Annotated in this window: 8 protein-coding genes and 1 pseudogene; 1 reads left to right on the top strand and 8 read right to left on the bottom strand. The window is 59.5% G+C overall.

Features of this window, described 5'->3' with window-relative positions; genetic code table 11:
* Window positions 1-44: 44 nt before the first annotated feature.
* The 6 genes and pseudogenes from I6F37_RS14130 to I6F37_RS14155 form a co-directional block, all read right to left on the bottom strand.
* Complete coding sequence (locus I6F37_RS14130) at window positions 45-2,114, bottom strand: carbohydrate-binding domain-containing protein (RefSeq protein ID WP_225151591.1); 2,070 nt, start codon at window positions 2,112-2,114, stop codon at window positions 45-47.
* A gap of 515 nt (window positions 2,115-2,629) precedes the next feature.
* Window positions 2,630-3,193, bottom strand: coding sequence for a transglutaminase-like cysteine peptidase (locus I6F37_RS14135; RefSeq protein WP_225151593.1), 564 nt, complete (start codon window positions 3,191-3,193; stop codon window positions 2,630-2,632).
* Window positions 3,194-3,659: 466 nt separating this feature from the next.
* The gene (locus tag I6F37_RS14140) at window positions 3,660-4,019 is read right to left on the bottom strand and encodes a VanZ family protein (RefSeq protein ID WP_225151595.1); all 360 of its coding nucleotides are present in this window, start codon (window positions 4,017-4,019) and stop codon (window positions 3,660-3,662) included.
* A 474-nt stretch (window positions 4,020-4,493) separates the two neighbouring features.
* Entirely contained in the window at window positions 4,494-4,838 is a 345-nt protein-coding gene (locus I6F37_RS14145) for a hypothetical protein (RefSeq protein WP_225151731.1), read from the bottom strand.
* A 109-nt stretch (window positions 4,839-4,947) separates the two neighbouring features.
* Window positions 4,948-5,217 (bottom strand): annotated as a pseudogene (locus tag I6F37_RS14150) (single-stranded DNA-binding protein); the annotation flags it as partial.
* A complete protein-coding gene (locus I6F37_RS14155; protein WP_225151597.1) occupies window positions 5,201-6,061 on the bottom strand; it encodes a YqaJ viral recombinase family protein in 861 nt (286 codons plus the stop codon). The gene I6F37_RS14155 and the pseudogene I6F37_RS14150, both read right to left, overlap by 17 nt.
* Window positions 6,062-6,773: 712 nt before the next feature.
* On the opposite strand from I6F37_RS14155, the gene I6F37_RS14160 reads away from it, so the two are divergent.
* On the top strand, window positions 6,774-7,160 hold the full coding sequence (locus I6F37_RS14160) for a hypothetical protein (RefSeq protein WP_225151599.1): 387 nt from the start codon (window positions 6,774-6,776) through the stop codon (window positions 7,158-7,160).
* A 55-nt stretch (window positions 7,161-7,215) separates the two neighbouring features.
* Here I6F37_RS14160 and I6F37_RS14165 read toward each other — a convergent pair whose 3' ends face one another.
* Window positions 7,216-7,446 (bottom strand): hypothetical protein, encoded by a 231-nt coding sequence (locus I6F37_RS14165; protein WP_225151601.1) that lies wholly within the window; start codon window positions 7,444-7,446, stop codon window positions 7,216-7,218.
* A 278-nt stretch (window positions 7,447-7,724) separates the two neighbouring features.
* Window positions 7,725-19,274 (bottom strand): tandem-95 repeat protein, encoded by an 11,550-nt coding sequence (locus tag I6F37_RS14170; RefSeq protein ID WP_225151603.1) that lies wholly within the window; start codon window positions 19,272-19,274, stop codon window positions 7,725-7,727.
* Window positions 19,275-19,488 lie beyond the last annotated feature (214 nt).

The raw sequence follows: 19,488 nt of genomic DNA on the forward strand, positions 1-19,488 counted from the left end.
GGGGGCCGGCTGTCACGGGCCGAGCTATCGGTTCCACCCATCTATCAAACGAGATCATGGAAGCTGAAGAGTTGGCCGAGCACGTTTCCGATCGCGCCTTGCGGCAGGTTCGTTCCGTTGAAGCTGACAGCGTCCACGTAAAGATTGCGGTCGGTGTCGGGTGTGCCGTCCCAGCGGTCGTTGAGAAAGTGGACCAGGACAGTGTGATCGCCGGGTCCCCAATCCCCGTGCAGGGCAATAGTCTCGGATTGATTCGCCGCATGCGATGCATGGGCCGTCAATGTCCCACCGACTTGGTTGCCATCGACCGAGATGGTGTAGAGCGCGTCGCCAAGATAGGCATCTTCGCTGATCTTGAACACGAGTTGATCCGGACCGGCGCCGATCGATGTTGATGAGCCGTTTTGTGATTGGGAAGGCGTACCGGTCGGGTTTGTCTGCAGTACAGGCGTGGTCGCTGGCGCGCTCGTGTCGGCCGATGCAGCATCATGGAAGCTGAAGGTTTGTCCGAGTACGTTTCCGATGGCGCCTTGCGGAAGGTTCGTACCGTTAAAGCTGACGGAGTCCACGTAAAGATTGCGGTCGGTATCCCGGGTGCCATCCCAGCGGTCGTTAAGGAAGTGAACCAGGACGGTGTGATCGCCGGGTCCCCAATCCCCGTCCACGGCAATGGTGTCGGATTGACCGGCCGCATGCGATGCATGGGCGGTCAATGTCCCGCCGATCTGGTTGCCATCGACCGAGATGGTGTAGAGCGCGTCTCCAAGATAGGCATCTTCGCTGATCTTGAAGATGAGTTGATCCGGACCGGCACCGATTGATAGTGATGAGCCGTGTTGTGTTTGTGAAGGCGTACCGGTTGTATTTGTCGGAGGTGGGGTCGTTATCACCGGTGTGGTCGGTTCGGCCGGTGCCCCATCATGGAAGCTGAAGGTCTGTCCGAGTACGTTTCCGATGGCGCCTTGCGGAAGGTTCGCACCGTTGAAGCTGACGGAGTCCACGTAAAGATTACGGTCGGTAGCCGGGGCGCCATCCCAGCGGTCGTTAAGGAAGTGAACCAGGACGGTGTGATCGCCGGGTCCCCAATTGCCGTGCACCGCGATCGTGTCGGATTGACCGCCGGCATGCGATGCATGGGCCGTCAATGTCCCGCCGACCTGGTTGCCATCGACCGAGATGGTGTAGAGCGCGTCTCCAAGATAGGCATCTTCGCTGATCTTGAACACGAGTTGATCGGGACCGGCGCCGATCGATGTTGATGTCGGTGTGACTTGGGGTGTGCTCGAGGCAGTTGCAGCACCGTAGGTCCCGGGATCATTACCCGCTGGAGACGAGATCGGCTCCAGAGAAACAGCTGTGGCGGATGGGTCGGCAGAATAAACGCGGATGTAGTCGATCTTACTGGTGATAGGCACCCGTGCGAGGCTTGCGGGCTCTTGCGTAGCAAGATTCGCCAGAAGGTACATGGGTTGATGCATGTCGCTCGGCGTTGCGCGACTCCCAACCAGCTGGCCATCGACATAGAAACTGATCTGCTCTTTCTGCCAATTTACGCCATAGGTATGATAGCCACCAGGATTGGGCAATTCGCTGTAGACTTGGAGCTGCGTCTGCCAGTTGTCATTCACCGCTCGGTCCGTGGTGTGGATGGTGCTGTATACCCCTTTGCTCCAGACGCCATAGCGCTCAACAACATCGAGTTCTTGCCACCGTCCGAGCCCATTCGGATCGGGAAGATTGTTCACGGGCAGCAGCCAAAATGCATCCCAAGCACCTGGTAACGACGAGAACTCTGCCCGAATCTCGAAGTAACCGTACTGTTGCGAGAAGGTTCTCTGGGTTGTTATCAGTCCGGACTCCCAGCTTCCGGGAACTCCGAATGGAGTACGATCCGGAACAGCGGTAATCGCAAGCACTCCTTGGGAAACAGAGAAAGGATCGTATCCCGAGCTGGGGTCGACGAACGAGCTGGTGCCGAAGCCAACGTCGGACGCCGCATCGCCCCGCCATTCGGCTCTGGTGTCCGCCCACTTCGTCCCGGCGCCAGTAAGTGAAATGCTCCTGGAATTGAATTCATCGTCGAACGTCAGCTTGTAGCCGCTAAGATCGATCATCGAAAATCTCCGCGAGTAGAGCCCCGAGCGGTACGAGCGAAATATTTGGGCGAGAAACGAATGCTTTAAGTTCCTGCAGTGAAAGCTGTGAGAGACTTGCTCGCGATGCGCTGATCGTTCGACGGCTCGGAGTATCAAACTTGCGTCTGTAGACAGTTCACACAGATCGGACCGTCACTGTCGGCATGTGAGGGCCTGACCTACCGCACGCCCTTCAAGAGCAAATTCAAAGGACCGGATCACCGCGATCGCTCTCGACTATACGCTCGTCAAGCCTGCAAGTGCATGGTGAGGGAAGCGCATCCCTGCTCCAATTTTAGGCGATTTCACGACGCGGACACTGACTTCGCGGTACTGCGTCAATTCTCTCCAATCACAACAGACGCAGAGCAGTGGGCTTGGGCCGAGCCAGTCAGCTGCGGTCGGCTGATAGCGCGTCATAAGCCAACCCGTCCTGACTTCGGACCAAAGCGCTCATGGACCAGGTCTCGTCGACTCTCGGCCATTCCACGGACTTACGATACGGTAAGCCTACGTGTCCAGAGTTGCGGGTCGTGACGCGATTGTATGCGCAGGAAAGCGTATTGGTCGGAAGCTTCGTTGACGTTGAGAATGGCCGTACTCAGATTGTCGAGAACCAAAATAGCTCTGCCTTCTCGGACAAGCAGAACCAGGTGGTTTTCTCCGGTTGCCCGAATGCCAACCTCCGCAAGGAGAAGAGACGAACTCGGCCAACCAGCTCGCAGCAGGAGATGGCGCTTTGTGACAGCATAGTCCGCGCAGTTTCCCTCGCTGGGAAAGATCTGCCAGTCATAGTCATTCCGGCTTGCCGCTAACGCCTTCGGCATGATGCTGAAATTGACCATGGAATTGATCTGGTTGAGCTGTCGCCACCGCTGACTACGAGAACGAAAATCTGTGATGCGCAGATCGCCATGTTGCTGGCAATCTTCGGGATATCGGACGCAGAACAGCGCGAACGAAAGGGGTGCGGCGACTTGTTGTTCAAGACCGCAATAGGCCGGTTGGCCGCAAATCCAATACATTATGGCAAGTGTGCTTGCAGCATATCGGATCATCACTTGGGTGCCTGACAGAAACGACTACACCATCGCTCCATATTGCAGGCGCAAAAATTGGAGCGCTATATCAATTATGGGGCAATTGATGCCTAGCCTTGAAGCGTCGCTGCCGCAGCTGTTTGCCTAACCAACAACGCGGCGCTGGCGCGCGAACGTGGTCGCAAGGATGCAATCACCGCTCCAGAGAAGCGGGACAGACTTCCACCTGAAAAATTGGCTTCGCTGTCCAAAAACCTGCTTAGTACACTGAGGGCGCCAGCGTCGTTTCGAGCAGCCGCCGGCCCAATTTGCGGTGCCATCGCGGTGGCTGTTGGACCCGCAGAATGCACCCGGCTCTCAAGCCGAGCGACAACATAGCTGCGATCAGCCAGAGATCATCCATGATTGGGGTTAGCCTAGCTATTCGCGCCGCCACAGCTTGTAGCGGTCGCTAGGAGCAGACGTATTTCAGAGCCGTGCCCGATCATCCGCGAGATACGATCTTGGTCATTGCCTGAGTTATGCCGACGCGCGCGAGAGTGACGACAGAGATCCCGCAGACACCTCCAGCCACTTTGACCAGCACATCCATGAGGTCACCATGTCTATCAGCAGTCAGCAGCTGCAAGGCCTCCAGGATAACTGCGCTGCCGACGACGATTAGAGTTATGAGGATAGTCCGATTCGAGTAGGCCAGCACGAGCACGAGACCGAGGATGAAGAATCCGGCAAATCGCTCGAACTGAGGGGGCGCAATCATGGGGCGATCGTGAATGGGAGCGAGCGTCACAAAAATCACGAGGGCGAGAGCCAACCATCCCGCCGCGAGATACAGTTTGGCCATTTCTGTTTTCTAGAGTTTGAGATCGGTGAATGAGCCGAGATGCGAACATTTGGCCTTGTGTCGTGAGGATTATCAAGCTTGTTCGACGATCAAAAGATAGGCAGATCGCAGCACAGTCGGTCGGCAGAGCCTGCTGCTCCTGCTCGTTACCCCGTCCTGCCGTTTATTGAAAATAACCTAGCGGGGCCTCGTCAGTAAGACCTCTCTGTAGAAAGGTAGTTGTCGCCTGGCCGATTTGTGCGCCCACCATTATCGGAAAGTTTTGACATTTTCGAACGTCGAATGTTGCTGCTTTCCTTCAGCAACATCAAGCGCCGAAGTTGTGCTCCGTTCAGGAGCGAGTCAAACAGGACGAGGATCTCGCGCGCTTGAACGTACACCTCCATACTGATGGCGTGTTGATCGAAACCGTACGATCGAAGGCGAGCTTCGATATCAAGCGCAACAGAAGCGTCCAGTTGCCAGTCCAGGGCGTTATTGCTGGTAGATTTCGGCGACGTCCTGGAATTCCGGCGCAATACCGGTAACGTCGACGCGGCGAAGCGTCATCTCGATAGCCTTTTGGCGGTATGTGCTCAAGAGCCTATGCCGCAGGATACGATATCGCTGCATCTCCCACGAGAGTTCTGCGATGTCTATCGCGAGCAGCCATTCGACGGCAGATCGGGGATCGAGGTCGCGGAAGATTGCGGCCTGGATCGCTTGATAATGATCGATATTCTCCCCGGGCAGAAGTTGCGGCGGAGGACAGAGCGCCTCGAACTCGGATGGTAGCGCACCTGCAAACTGCGGCTGAGGTAGGCTGACAGGACCATTCATTGACCTTGTGCCTCCGATAGTAGACGCGAAGGCGGAGCATCAAGATTTGTTCCGTTCGCCAGATGGACGGGGCTGCCATCCCAAAGCTGCTTCGCGATCGGCAGCGGCGAGCGTGGGCAAGGAGGGTGGTGAGATGAATCTGACCCGTGACCTGCTCAATCCGGGTGGTCTGGATGGTGGCGATCTCCTGCTGGCTTAACGTCTTGCGGACGATATCCACGCCGGAGGCCAGGGACGCGTAGCGGAAGGCCCGATCATCCTCCCGCGGGAATGGTGACCGGATCACCGCGGTCAGGGTCTTCTCGGGGTTGGTCAGCTCGGCCTGGGCGCGGGCGAGGGCGGCCGCGATCGTTCCGATGCGCTCACTGGACTGATGCATGGGGCCCCTCCGTCGCCCGGGCTTCGAAGCTGATCGCGCCGGACTTGGACCGCTTGGCCTTGATGCCATGGCCGGTCGCTTCCTTGGCGTCCTCCGGCACGAGCTTCTTCAGGTCGGCCTTGGCTGCCTCATGCTGCCCGTGCGCCTCTCGGGTTCGCAGATAGGTGGCCGCCAGTTCTGCCCACTCATTGGAAGTGGACATATCAACGACTTTAACGGCCTCCAGCCTCGGGCGCGGCGTCTCGATGTTGAACAGAGCGGGCGGCTCGCCGCTCTGGACGCAGCGCCAGAACTTCTTTTCGGCGGTGAGGAGGAGATGCTGGTAGAGCGGATCGGCGTGGATCTTGATCTCGATCCATTTGCCACCCCCGGTGATGATCGAGAGCACTGCATTGCGGGCGGCGATGACCCACATATTGTGCTGCAGCTGTGCCATGTGCTTCTCGGCTGCGGCTTCCTCGTTAAAGGCCCAGGGCAACATGAACTTGGCCTCGAAGACCGCGCCGGTCTGCTCGACGGTCCTGTTCAGCGTTGCCGCCATCCATTTGTGCACCGGGTGGCGAACGCGCTTCTGGATGTCCTTAACAGTGTGGCCGCTCGCGCGCTGATACCAGGCGCGGTTCAAGACCTCAGTGACCGTGCCGAGCTGGACAATAAGATTGTCCGCGAGATCCTCAGGCGCCGCTTCGCCGCGCTTTTCGCGCCAAAGGCGGATGAGGCTCTCCTGGTCATCCCCCATGATGATGCGGGCGTCTGAGCCGCCGATGAAATGGCGGCGGTCGTTCGGGTTGAATCTGATGATATGATTGGGCGCGTCTGCGCCATTCGTTTGAACCGTCGTCACCGGTATCTCCTACGCAAGGACAAGCGGCTGTACATGCCGCACTGCCCGAAGCCCCGCGTCTGCGAGGCGAGATACCGGCGCAATAATCGGCGTTGGCGCCCGGCCGACTCAGTAACGCTCCAATCGCATCCGAATGCCAGTCCTTTCTGCAGCAATCTTGTTGCTCATATCTTCGAATGTGCAGCGATCGGCCGCCCCGCATGCCTCGATCGCAAAGTGACAAATCGAAGCCAATCATGCTCGCCCGTGTGCGGGGAGTTGGCTTTTGCCCTCGGCTGAAATCCAGCGCGTCAGCGAAGTGGTCGTGAGATGGCACCCCGACGCGACCCTGTGTCCAGACCTCAAGATCGGCATCCCGATGACTTGAACTTGAGTCTGGGCTAGGCTTCAATCAATGCGTTTGAGACTTCGATGAGCTTTTGATTACCTATTTTTTCCCGGACCTCAGCATGCGGGTCTATATAATTGTCCTTGGCAGCTGGCTGTTGCTGAACTTGCTTTTTGTGCTGATCGTGATCCCGCCGCGCAAGTCGTTGACGCCCAAGCCGCTAGTCAAAATGATCAGCGCTCTGAAGAATCTCTTTAGAAGGCCTACGAAATAGCGACGTTGCGTCACGCATTCTGGTCTGCGAGCCGGGAAATCGACAGCGGTTGAATCCGAGCCCGGATGGAGGGATCGTTGCGAGGGAGTAAAGACTATGAAAGGCGGCGCATGACCTCAGAGCGAAAAATCGATGCGAACCGACAGAATGCCAAGCGAAGTACGGGGCCCAAGACAAAGATGGGGAAGGTCAAGTCGAGCCGCAACGCTCGTCGACATGGGCTCTCGCGCCTGAATTTTGAGGACGATGCAGGTGCAAGCCCAGCAGGGCGTCTGATCGCAACAGGATTCGCGCTGGAACAGAGTTCGCTCCACCTGGATGATCTTGTCCGTGCCAATCTGCTGCTGGGTCGCATCCGGCAAGCCCGCCATGAGTTACTAGCGGCGTTGTTGGATTGCCCTCACCCGAAGCTGGCCAAACGTCTGGTTGGCTTGGAGCGCTATGAAAGGCCGGTCCGGGCCGCACAGCGACGTATCCTGAAGCATTGGTCGAAGTAAAGCCGACGGAAGGAAAGTGGCTGGCTAAACCTGTTGGCCTGGCGACGGTAAGATCTCAATCTTTCACATCCTGCGCCACCCGCGCAAGAAGCGTGGCGGCATCATGAAGGCGTCCGGCTTCGTAGATCAGCTGCTCAATGTCCATGGAGACTTGAATTGCTTTGCCCAGGCCACCTGCCTCCGCGCACGCCTGGGCCGCCCTGGCGATCTGTTCGGCTGCCTTCAGCTTCAAATGGATCTCGGATAGGCAGGCTTTGATGGCCGGTTCGATGATTTCCGTTTTCATGACTTGCTCGCGCCCTGACAAATTCGCGTCGTCGAATGCACGCTCAGGTCGGCGCAGAAGTCCAGCTGTTTCAGAGGAAACCTGTGGCTTAGAAGTTTGCTGGAGCACCCGCGATCTCCGCATATAGGCCAGCGGGAGCTCTGCCAAGCCCTCCCAGGGTAGCCTTGGGCAGCCAAGAGGGTTCCGGCAGGCGTCTCGCGCCGTCTTCCGTGCAAGCGGGAAGCACGCGGCTTGGCTACTTCCTGAGGCCGCAGTCAAATGCGATCGCTAGGCGCCCCTTACGCGATGATCAAGAAGTTGTCGTTCTGCAAGGGTCCGGTGCTGTTTGTCAAACTGACCTCCATGTCGAACGCGCCATCGCCATCGGTGTCGACCTGGAGCATGTCCGCGCCCGGCCCCGAGTTCAGCACATGTGCCGAAGCTTGGCCGTTGCCGAGGAGATCGCCTCCACCAGCCACGAACTCGATGTGACCGCCGCCAATGCTCATGCCGGAGAACGTGAATGTATCGCTGGCGGCATCGAAATTATGGATCGTGTCGGCTTGGCCAGCCGCCGAGTCCACCGTGCTGACAAAGCGGAAGTTGTCTTCGCCTGCGCTCGCGGTGATCTCGTCTGCGCCGGTCCCCGCGGTAATCGTCGTGTTCCCGGTCGATGCATTGTTGATCGTGACGTTATCGAAGTTGGCGCTAAGGTTGATGTATTCGGTATTGGATACCGTCATTCCCAACACGTTGGTGCCGAAGTTCACGGTATCCGTACCGTCGCCGAGATCGACGGCCGCGGCAGGATTGCCGAGGAAGGTCACGGTGTCGTCCGACGAGCTGCCGTTCACCTGGTTGACGCCGAACATGTTGACGAAGGAGTTGTTGCCGGTGGCGACCGTCAGCGTGTTGGCGCCCTGACCGAGATTGACGGTGACGCCGGTGACCGCGTTTTGCAAAGTTACCGCATCATCCGAAACGACGCCGCCAAAATCACTGCCATTGAGGTTTTCAACGCCAACGATGCTCAACGAGTTTGCACCATTGGCGAGGCCGAGCGTGTCGTTGCCGGTGCCGAGATCAACCGTCATGGCGCTCACGGTTGAGGTCAGGATCACGTTGCTGTCTGACCCGTTGCCGGCGATATGTTCGACACCGAGGGCGGAAAACGAGGCGACCGATCCGACGACAACGGTATCATCGCCGCCACCGAGATCGATCGACGTGCCATTCGCCGCCGCGATTGAATTGGTGACCGTCAGGACGTCATTGTCGGTCGTGCCGTTCACGTGATTGACATCGAAGATATTGGTGAACGAATTGGCGCCGGCGGCCAGGTTCATCGTGTTGTCGCCGTTGCCGAGGCTGATGTTTATTCCAGCGACCTGGTTCTGCAGGTAGAGGACATCGTTGACGCCGGGGCTCGTCCCGAAGTCGGTGCCGGAGACGTTCTCGGCGCCGCTGAGGCTCAGCGTATTCGTGCCGGCGGCAAGGTTGACGGTGTCGTTGGTGCCGTCACCGAGGTCGATAACAAGGCCGGCTGCAATGTTCACCAGCGAAACGTTCTCATCGCCACTGGTGCCAATCACGCTCTCAACGCCATTCAGGTTGAGGTTGAAGAAACTACCGAACGCCGCCGGATTGAGGATCACCGTATCGGTTCCCGTGCCCAAGGTAAGCTGGTGGCCAAATATATTGCTGCCGATGCGGACGTAATCATCTCCGCCGGTGCCGTTCACCGGGGCGTTGCCGACGTTGAGAAGCTGGGTGGAGATATCCGTCGGGCTGCCCGCAGTGCCCGCCGATAACAGCACGATGGCATCGCTGAACTGCAGCGCCTCCACGTTGGTCAGCGTATCCTGGCCGTCGCCATTGGCGTTGGTGTTCGCTACTGTGACGGTTCCGCTGCCTGTGACGGTGTACTGGCCTTGACCCCCGGTGAAGGTCACCATGTCGGTGCCAGCGCCGCCATCAATGATATCATTGCCGCCCTGGCCGGTGATGCCGTCGTTGCCGTCGCCGGCATTGATCGTGTCGTTACCACCGCCGCCGAAGAAGGTCTCATCAGCCGAGCTGCCGGTCAGGCTGTCAGCAGAGTTCGACCCCTGCACACTGTTGACGCCGCCAAAAATGTAGTCCGTGCCGATTGCCGTACCCGTGGCTTTGCCAGTGGCGCCGCCGGGCGCGCCCGCGCCCGGATCGGCCAGGTTGATCGTGACACCGGTCCCCGACTGGGAATATGAGATACGCGTGTTGCCGTTGCCGGTGATGGAATCGTTACCGACGAGACCTTCGAATAAGTTGAAGGTACCGAACGACCCGGCCGACGTGACGCCGGTGAAGCTCGCGGCATTGTAGGTATCGTTGAAATTGCTGCCCGTCGCACTGTTGACGCCGACGAAATTGTCGGTGCCGACGGTAGCCCCGCTGGCGCTTCCGGCCAGCAGGTTGATGGTGACGCCGGAGGTCGGCGCAGAACTATAGATGATGCGGGTGTTGCCGTTGCCGTTGATAGTGTCGTTGCCGCCCATGCCTTCAAACTGGTTGAAGGTGCCGCTGTTGCCCACATTGTTGACGGCGGGATTGACGAAGCCCGCGGAGCCGAAATTGGTCGCCGTGTAGGTGTCAGCGAAATTGGTGCCTTGAATCCCCTCAATCCCCTTCAGCGTATCCGTGCCGATTGCGGCATCGCCGACCACGAGTCCCGTCGTCATGTTGGCGTTGATGCCGGATTGCACCATGACATTGTTGAGGTAGACAGCAATATCGAAGCCGCCTTGACCATCGATCGTGTCGTTGCCGGCCCAGCCATCGAACAGCTCCGCGAAGGCGGTCGTGTTGCTGCCGACAATGGTATCGTCAAATGCCGAAGCGCGAACCTGGGAGATCAGGTTGCCTGCGGTCAAGCTGAACGTATCCGTACCGACATTTGCGATGTCGTTCGCGGCCGTGCCGAATGCATGACCGGTGGTGAGGTTGACAGTCACCGCGGCAGACGCGTTCACGTACGATACGCGGGTATTATTGTTGCCGGTGATGGAATCGTCGCCGCCCATACCTTCGACTTCGTTGAAGGTGCCGTTGTTGCCGACGTTGAAGTTGTTCGGATCCAGGTTGCCGGGTGCGCCGAAGCCAGCGGCCGTGTAGGTATCCGCAAAATTGGTAGTGCGAACTGATTCGATCGAGCGAAGCGTATCGGTGCCGATCGACCCATCACCGATCACGACGCCTGTCTTCATGTCGACGTTGATGCCGCCGGTCACAGTGTCGTAGAACGTCGGGTTGTAAGTAGCGAGATCAAATCCGGCGCCGCCGTTGATCTGGTCGTTGCCGGCGCGGCCGTTAAACACGTCGTTGCCGGTTCCGCCGTTGAAGACGTCGGCAAACTCCGAACCGCTGACCCAGTTGACGCCAATCAGGGTGTCGGTCCCGATGCCGGCGTCGTTAGGCCCTGTACTCACGGCGCTGCCATTGGTGCTCAGATTCGCCCCCGTGGAGAGCGTGACGGTCACGCCGGCAGCAGCGTGGTAATAGACTGCCGTCGTGCGGCCGTTGCCGGTGATGGTGTCGTTGCCGCCCATCCCCTCGAAGGCGTTGTTGATCGGTCCGGTCACCGACGGCGAACCTTGGTTGGTGCCGGTGGGAGTGCCAACGCCAGTCCAATAGCCCGTCGCATTATAGGTGTCGTTGAAGGCCGATCCCTCCACGGCTTCGATGGATTGCAGCGTATCGGTCCCGATACCGGCATCCGCATCTGTCGCCGCGACCGTACCGGCCGCCATGCTGATCGTGATGGCGTTTGTCGCATCATTGTAAACGGCCAGGTCCTGGCCGGTCCCGCCGTCAAGCGAATCGTTGCCAGCTAGGCCCTGCAGGATGTCATTGCCGCCGAGCCCGAACATACTGTCATCGCCGGCGGTGCCAACCAGATCGGAATTGTTGCCGTCATCGCCAACGACCGTCGCGCCGGCATTGACGTTGATCGTGAGCGTCTTGTCGAAACCCAGATTGCCGGAATCCGTGACATGCACGGTCACCTGCTGTGGGCCGGCGGTCAGCGGGCCTGCAACGACGATATTGCTGCCGCTGACCGAGAACTGGCCACCGGCGCCGTCGACCAGCGAGAAGATTGCGGTATCGCCGGCATCCGGATCGATCGCGGACAAGGCGCCCACCACCGTGCCTGCGGCGGTGCTCTGCGGAACAGCAGCGTTGGACAGCAAGACATCGGTGGGCGCTTCGTTGACATTGGTAATGCTGACGGCCACCGCCGTGCTGCTGGACAGATTCCCCCCGTCGGTTGCGACAACGTTGATGGCATACGAGCTCTTGGTCTCGAAATTGGCAGGGCTGTTCAACCTGAGCTGGCCGTTGGCGTCGATGCTGAAGGAGGCCGCGTCCGGTCCCGACAGGCTCCAGGTAATGGTGTTGTTCGGCGCAGTCGTGTCGGGATCGCTCGCCACGGCCTGGTAGATCACGGTGCTCGCCGCGGCATTTTCGGTAACGCTGGCGGCGCCGCCGGACGTGACCGTGGGTCCCTCGTTGACGTCGTTGACGTTGATCGTGACTGCCTGGCTGGCAGACAGATTCCCTCCGTCGGTCGCCACGACATTGATGCTGTAGGAGCTCTTGGCCTCGTAATTCGCCGAATTGTTCAGCGTGACCTGGCCGTTGCCGTCGATGCTGAACGCACCAGCATCCGTCCCTGTCAGGCTCCAGCTGATGGCGTTGTTGGGCGCAGTTGCGTCGGGATCGGTGGCCGTTGCCTGATAGACCACGGTGCTGGTTGCGGCATTCTCCGCAACGCTGCCGGTGGCGCCCGAAGTCACGGTGGGCGCATCATCGGCATCGGTGACGCTGATCGTGACAGCCCGACTGGCGGACAGATCCCCGCCGTCGGTTGCCACCACGTCGATGCTGTAGGCGCTCTTGGCCTCAAAGTTCGCCGAATTGACCAGCCGGACCGCGCCGGAGCTGTCGATTGTGAAGGCGGACGCGTCAGCTCCGGTCAGGCTCCAAGTGATGGTGTTGTTGGGTGCCGTGGCATCGGGATCAACGGCCAAGGCCTGATAGACCACGGTGCTGGTTGGGGCATTTTCCACCACCGTGCCGGTCGAGCCCGACGTCACAGTCGGTGTATCGTCGGCATCGGTCACCGCGATGGTGAACGTCGTGTCGTAGCTGAGGCCACCGGCGTCGGCGACACGGACGGTCACTTCCTGCGAGACCCCGGTCTCATAATCGATCGCGCCAGCCACGACCAGATTGTTGCCGTTGATGGCAAACATCCCGGTCGGATTGACCAGGCTGAAGGTCGCAGTATCGGCCGCATCCGGATCGGTGGCGGATAAGATGCCGATAACGGTTCCGGCGGCACTGTTCTCGGCTACCGACGACCCGACAAGCGAAATGTCGGTCGGGGCATGGTTGACGCCGAGGGTGATAAAATTGGCGTCGCTCAGCGTTCCCGTCAGGCCGTTGAGCGTGATCACCATGTCGCCTGCGCCGATCTGCCCGTCGCCATCGACATCGATTTGCAGCAGGTTGCCATTGAGCACCGCGTCGGAATGACGATCCGCCGGCGTCCCGCTGAGGACACCGCTGCTTGCGAAGTGCACTTCCCCGGACAGACCCGCAACATGATCGAGCACAATGGTGTCCGTGGCGGCGTCAAAGTTGGTGACGACGTCACCGGCGCCGGCCGCAGATTCGGCCGCGCTGGTGTAGCGGACGTTGTCCAGCCCGTTGCTCAACGTGATGAAGTCGACGTTGCCGCCAGCAGTGACCGTGGTCGGGTTGGCGGAGTCGGCAATCGTGATGAAATCGGTATCGGCAGAACCGTTCACGTTCTCGATGTTCTTGACCGAGACGCCACCGGCGCCCATCGCAAGGTTCAGCGTATCGGTGCCTGCGCCAAGATCGATGGTGTCGCCGCCGGCGTCGTTGAGCATCGTCAGCACGTCCGTTTCCGTCGTGCCCTTGATGCTCTGCACGTTATACGCAGTGATCGAGTTGGTCCCAGCCGCAAGATTCAGTGTATTATTGCCGGCCTGCAGGTTCACGGTCACGCCGCTGACGTTACTGAGCAGCGTTAGAGTATCGTCCGATGCCGGCGTTGGCCCACCGAAGAAGTCGTTGCTGCCGATGCCCTCGACATTGGCCACGCTGAGCGAATTCGAACCGGCGGCGAGGTTGAGATTGTCGTTACTTCCGTCCCCGAGGTCGACGGCGATGCCGGTGACGTTGTTGTTGAGCGTAATGAAGTTATCGAACGCGCTGCCATTCAGGTGCTGCACGTTCAGCAAAGTCAGGTTGCCGCCGCTCCCGAGATTGAGCGTATTGTCGCCGCCGCCGAGGTCGATGACCGGATTGTTTCCCGGCTCGAAGACGCTGTTGGCGACCGTCAGGACGTCGTTGGACGACGTGCCGTTGATGTGCTGGACGCTGAAAATATTGTTGAACGAACCGCCACCCGCCGCAAGGTTCAGCGTGTTGTTACCGTTGGCGAGGTTGACCGTGAGTCCGCTGACAACATTGCCGAGCGTGAGAGTATCGTTCGAGACGCTGCCGGCGGCAAAATCGCTGCCGTTGAGGTTCTCGACGTTGGTCACGCTGACCGTGTTGAAGCCATTGGCGAGGTTGACGCCGTCATTACCGCCGCCGCCGAGATCTATCGCAAGATCATTGGCATTGTTGATCAGGCCGACGAAATCATTGCCGCCGGTGCCTACCAGGGTTTCCACGTTGGCGAGATTGAGGGTGTAGCCTCCGGTGACGCCCAGGATGAGGGTATCCGTGCCGCCCTGCAGATCGATCTGATGACCACCAAGGTTCTGACCGATCGTCAGGAAGTCATTGTTCGCCGTGCCGAAGAACGTGTTGGTGTTGCCGCCAAGACCCAGGCTGCTGACGTTGATGGAGTTGACGCCCACCCCTGTCCCGGCGGCGACCATTTGATACCGATCGGAAAATTGCAGGACCTCGAGATTGCTGAAGGTGTCGGTACCATTAGGTCCGGAGATCGTGCCGCCACCGGGGCTAGTGACGTCGAGGGCGTAGGATGCGAACGTAGCGGTATAGACCGCCATGTCGGCGCCGCTGCCGGCGTCCAGCGTATCGTTCCCGGCGCCACCGGTAATGGTGTCGCTGCCACCGCCGCCGTTGATGGTGTCGTTGCCGGCGCCACCGTCGAAGGTGTTGTTGTTGTTGTCACCCGTGATGCTGTCGGCCAAGCCGGATCCGGTGATGCTGTTAACACCCGCAAATGTGTCGGTGCCGACAGATGCATCGGCGCCCACGACCGTGCCGGCAAATGAGCCGCTGAACGTTGCGGTTATTCCCGCCGTGGCATTGGTATAGAGCAGCCGCGTATTGTTGTTGCCGGTGATGGTGTCGTTGCCAGCAAGACCTTCGAACTGGTTGAACGTGGTAAAGTTGCCGACATTGTATAGGTTGGCGTCGAGGAAACCTGTAGCGCCATAATTGACCGCATTGTAATTATCGTCGAAGTTCGTGCCCTGCACGCCCTCGATTGATCTCAGCGTGTCGTGGCCGATCACGTTGTTGTAGTTGTCGGTCACCGTTCCAGCGGTCATCATCACGGTGATGCCACCGGTGGCGAGCGTCATGCTGTTGTAGCTTGCCGTGTCGAACCCGCCGCGGCCGTCGATGAAGTCGTCACCACCGAGGCCCGTCAGAGTATTGCTGAAGTTGCTACCCAGCAACGTGTCGTTAAAGGAGGAACCCTGAGCGGCATTCACGCCCGTCAAGGAGTCGGTCCCTTCCGTGGTTCCAGTCGCGCTGCCAACAACGCTCGTCGTAGTAGCGCCTGCCTGATTCAGGTTCGTTTGCAAAGTGACGGTAACGCCGGCCAGCGCGTTGGAGTAGTTGACGCGGGTATTGCCGTTGCCAACGATAACGTCGTCTCCGCCACCTCCCTGGAAGTCGTTGAACGCGCCAAGCGAGCCGATATTGGCGGTGCCTGCCGCGCCAAAGTTCGAAGCGCTATAATAATCAGCGAAGGCGGTGCCGCGCACGGCTTCGACATTGCGTAGGGTATCGGTGCCGACCGTCGCATCGCCGGTGACAGTGCCGGCAGCCATGTTGACATTGATGCCCGTTGTAGTCGTCAGGTCGGTCGCATAAACGACGACGTCATAGCCGCCGCGACCATCGATGAAATCGTTGCCACGGCGCCCTTCGAATGCCTCGAACGAGCCGGATCCGTTGTCGCTTCCGAGCAGTGTATCGGCGTAGTTCGACCCCCAGACATTCAGAATGTTGCTGATCGTATCGTGGCCGACATTAGCAACATCGCCTGAATCCGTTCCGTAGGCCTGTCCTGTCTGGATGTCGACCGTCACGCCGGCGGATGCGCCGAGATAGCTCACACGCGTCAGAGCATGGCCCTGTAGGTTTCTCCCGCCGATGATCGTATCGTCACCCGCGCCGCCTTCAAATTCGGCGAAGCCAGTTATGGCGCCGGGCAAGCCGGTGCTGCCGGTGTAGCCCGTGCTGTCAAGGTAGTCGTTGAAATTGCTGCCGATTACGCCGTCGATCGAGATCAGCGTATCGGTGCCGACGCCCGGGCCGGTTGCGGTGCCCGCGCCAAGGTGGACGGTAATGCCCCCGGTCGCTTCAGCGTATATGGCCCGGTCGAAGTCCGCACCGCCATCGAGGTTGTCGTTGCCGTCCCCGCCGGTCAGAGCGTCCTTACCCGCGCCACCCGAAATCGCGTCATCGCCGGCTCCGCCCTTGAGCGTGTCATTGCCACCCAGACCAGAAATCAAATCGTCGCCGTCGCCGCCGAGCAGCGTGTCGGCAACTTCTGTGCCCGTCAGCGTAAGCGGAGCCGCTGCGATTTTCTGCTCAAGCGCAGCGCCCGTATAATCGTTCTGCACGCTGGTAAAAGTGGTGCCGCTGGCGCCGTTCGCGGCGTCCGAGAGCGCCTGCGTTGTGCCGCCAAATGCCACTTGTGCCGCCTGAGCGACCTGGCTGAGATCAGTGGTCTCCGCAAGGCTGTTCGAAATTTGGGCGTTGGACTCCTGGACGACCTGAGAAATCGCATCGAGATCAGTCGCCGAGAGCTGCTCCTCGGGCGGAAGCGTATCGTTGACCGCACTCGCGAGCGCAGAAACCGTCGAGGGCGCGCCGAGGTCGACATTGCCTGCGGTCACGGTCTGGGCGAGCGCGACAATCACCGCCTCAGCAGAGGCACCCGTTGCCGCCGAGAGCTGAGTCATGGTCGCCTGCACCTGGATTGACGCGGCGAGAACGTCAGCCGCACCGGGCGCGGCCGAGACAGTGCCGGCGATCGGATCCAGCGTGGTCAGGCTTACCGCATCAGAAAGTCCAAGGGCCGCCTTGACGGAAGCTTCGGCTGCCGCGGTGTCGCCGCCGGCGCCCGCGACCGCTACGATCAGGTTGGTGAGCGGCGTGACGACGGTCGAGCCGCTAGGAGCCTTCAGCGTGCCGTTGAACGGCAACCCGGTCAACACGTCTATGGTGTTATGATCGCCGTCATGAACACTCTGAAGCACCAGTAGACCGCCCGATGTATCCAGGCTGAAGGTCCCATCGCTCGCGGTGTAAGTAAACAATTCACCGAAATCGAGAACGCCATTGTAGGTGCCGTTTCCGTCTGCCTGATCGACAAAGACCAGGGCGTCGGCAATGTAGCCGTCGGCCGCGATGATCAGATCCGGATCATTGATCTGGATGTTCAGAACCTCAGTTGTTTGTGCGACATCTGCGTGATCGAAAGAACTCGCCGTGATGCTCAGCGCGATGGTCTGCTTTTCGGGCGTGACGTCAGGCCTGAGCTGGAGAGCCAGGCCGGGCACATCGCTCAAGGTGATAATCCAGACTCCCGGGTCATCGGGGGATTGGGCCCCAGCAGTCAGCATGTATTCGGGCGGGACGCCAGTAATCTGAACGGTCGAGGCCAGCGTGTCGCTGCTGTCGGGGTCGCTGATCTGAATATTCAAAGCAATTGGCGCGGATGTGACCTCGACCTCAATGCGATCGAGCGTGATCGTCGGAGCCGTTGCTACCGGCGCTATATTCACGGTCGCCGTTGCGGGCGTGCTGGTCAGGTCCCCATCAGTGATAGTGTAGGTGAAAGACGCGGCGCCGTTGAAATCATGAGTAGGCGCGAACGTGACGCTGCCATCGCTGTTCAGCACCGCGGTACCGCCCGTTCCGCTAGTCACCGAGCTGATCGAGAGCTGCGCGCTGGAATTGTCGATGTCGGTATCGTTGCCGAGCAGTTGGGCTCGTGTATAGGTGATGGAGGAGCCTTCGGTCGCGGCGAGTATGTCGCCGAACACGACGGGGGCATCGTTCACCGCAACGCCGGAGAAGGCCTTGGTGCCGGTCAGCGGGGCAGCTATGCCGTCGCTGACACTCGTGGCAATCGAGAAATTCCCATTGAAGTTGGCTGTCGGGATGAATTTTACTCCCGCCAGCAAGGCATTGACGTCAGCCGTGGCTCCCGAGGCCGTCCAGAGTCCGCCCGCGTAAGCTGAAGCCACCGTGCCTGAGCTGCCGGTGCTAAGCGTGCCAGCCGCTGGGTTTGACAGCGTGAGAGTCACCGTGATCGTGCTGCTGTCAACGTCTGTGACGACGATATCTGCGAGGTCAAGCGGCGTGTCTTCCGTATAGGTTTCGGGAGCCGTCAGGTTCGTTGCGGTCGGAGCGTCATTGACGGCAATTCCGCTGAAGTTCTTGGCGCCCATCACTGGCGGAGCAACTCCATCGCTGACGCTGGTCGCAATCGAGAAGCTTCCGTTGAAGTTCGCAGCTGGATTGAAGGTTACTCCCGCCAGCAAAGCATTGACATCGGCGGTCGAACCGGAAGCCGACCAGATACCAGTTTGCGCGTCGTAGGTTGAATTTACGCCGTTCGACGTCCCCGTACTCAGCGTTCCGGCAGCCGGATTCGACAGTGCCATCGTCACCGTGACAGTGGCGCTATCAACGTCAGTCACAACGATGTCGGTAAGATTGAGCGGCGTGTCCTCGGTGTAGGTCTCATTAGCGGAGAGGCCTGTAGCAGTCGGGGCATCGTTGACGGCGGCAACATTTACCGTGACAGTCGCTGTCGATGTTGCGCCGGCGCTGTCTCTCATGGTGTAGGTAAAGCTGGCGAGGCCTGAGTAATCCGCATCGGCGGTGAACACGACGTTGCCGCTGCTGTTCAACCAGACGGTGCCGTGCTGCGCCCCCTGCACGGATACGATTGTCTTTGTATCGTTAGCGTCGGGGTCGGTATCGTTGGCAAGCAACGCAGAAGCAATAATCGTGAGAGTCGTGTCTTCGTCGGTGCCGGCGACATCTGCCACTGCAACGGGGGGGTGATTGGCGCTGGGCTCGATGACGATTTGGAGCTTTTCGATGTCTGTTACGAGGAGATCGAAGCTGTTGAAGAGGTAGGTGGCACTGCCGTGCGCCAGCTTTGCCCGCAGTGCCGCGATATCTGCAAGAAATGCAGCTGAGCTCGCCATGGATTGGCTGACGATCAGGCGAAGAGTGTCTTGCCCGTTGCCGCCATCGTAGATGTCAATCGCGTTGACGTTTTCAGATGCACCGTAGATGAGAACGTCGCTGCCATTTCCGCCGCTAACAACGTCGCTACCAGATCTACCATCCAGCGTATCGTTTCCGTTGCGACCAAAGATCAGGTCGAGGCCTGCGCCGCCATTGACGGTGTCGTTGCCATTGCCCGCATCGATGATGTCGTTTCCGGCGGCCCCATTAATGGTGTCGTTGCCATTGCCGGAGCTGATGAGATCTCCACCGGCAGTGCCGGTGATGGCATCATTGCCGTTTGTGCCGGTGATAATCATGGATCGTCATCCTCCTCAAAAGGGCGCACGCGCATTCACGCGCCGCGCACGGGTGTATCCGTGGCGATGTCCAGGCAGACTGCGGGTGTGCTTGAGGAGCCCCCTTTGCCCCTTGGAAAGCGTCCCTGCCTCTGAAAACACTTTGCTGTTTGGTGACAGCGTAATTAATTAGCAACCATCTTACCCGGAGTTCGCGGGGTTGCTTTACCCATTT

Source organism: Bradyrhizobium sp. NBAIM08 (genome assembly GCF_020193935.1).
Classification (GTDB): domain Bacteria; phylum Pseudomonadota; class Alphaproteobacteria; order Rhizobiales; family Xanthobacteraceae; genus Bradyrhizobium; species Bradyrhizobium yuanmingense.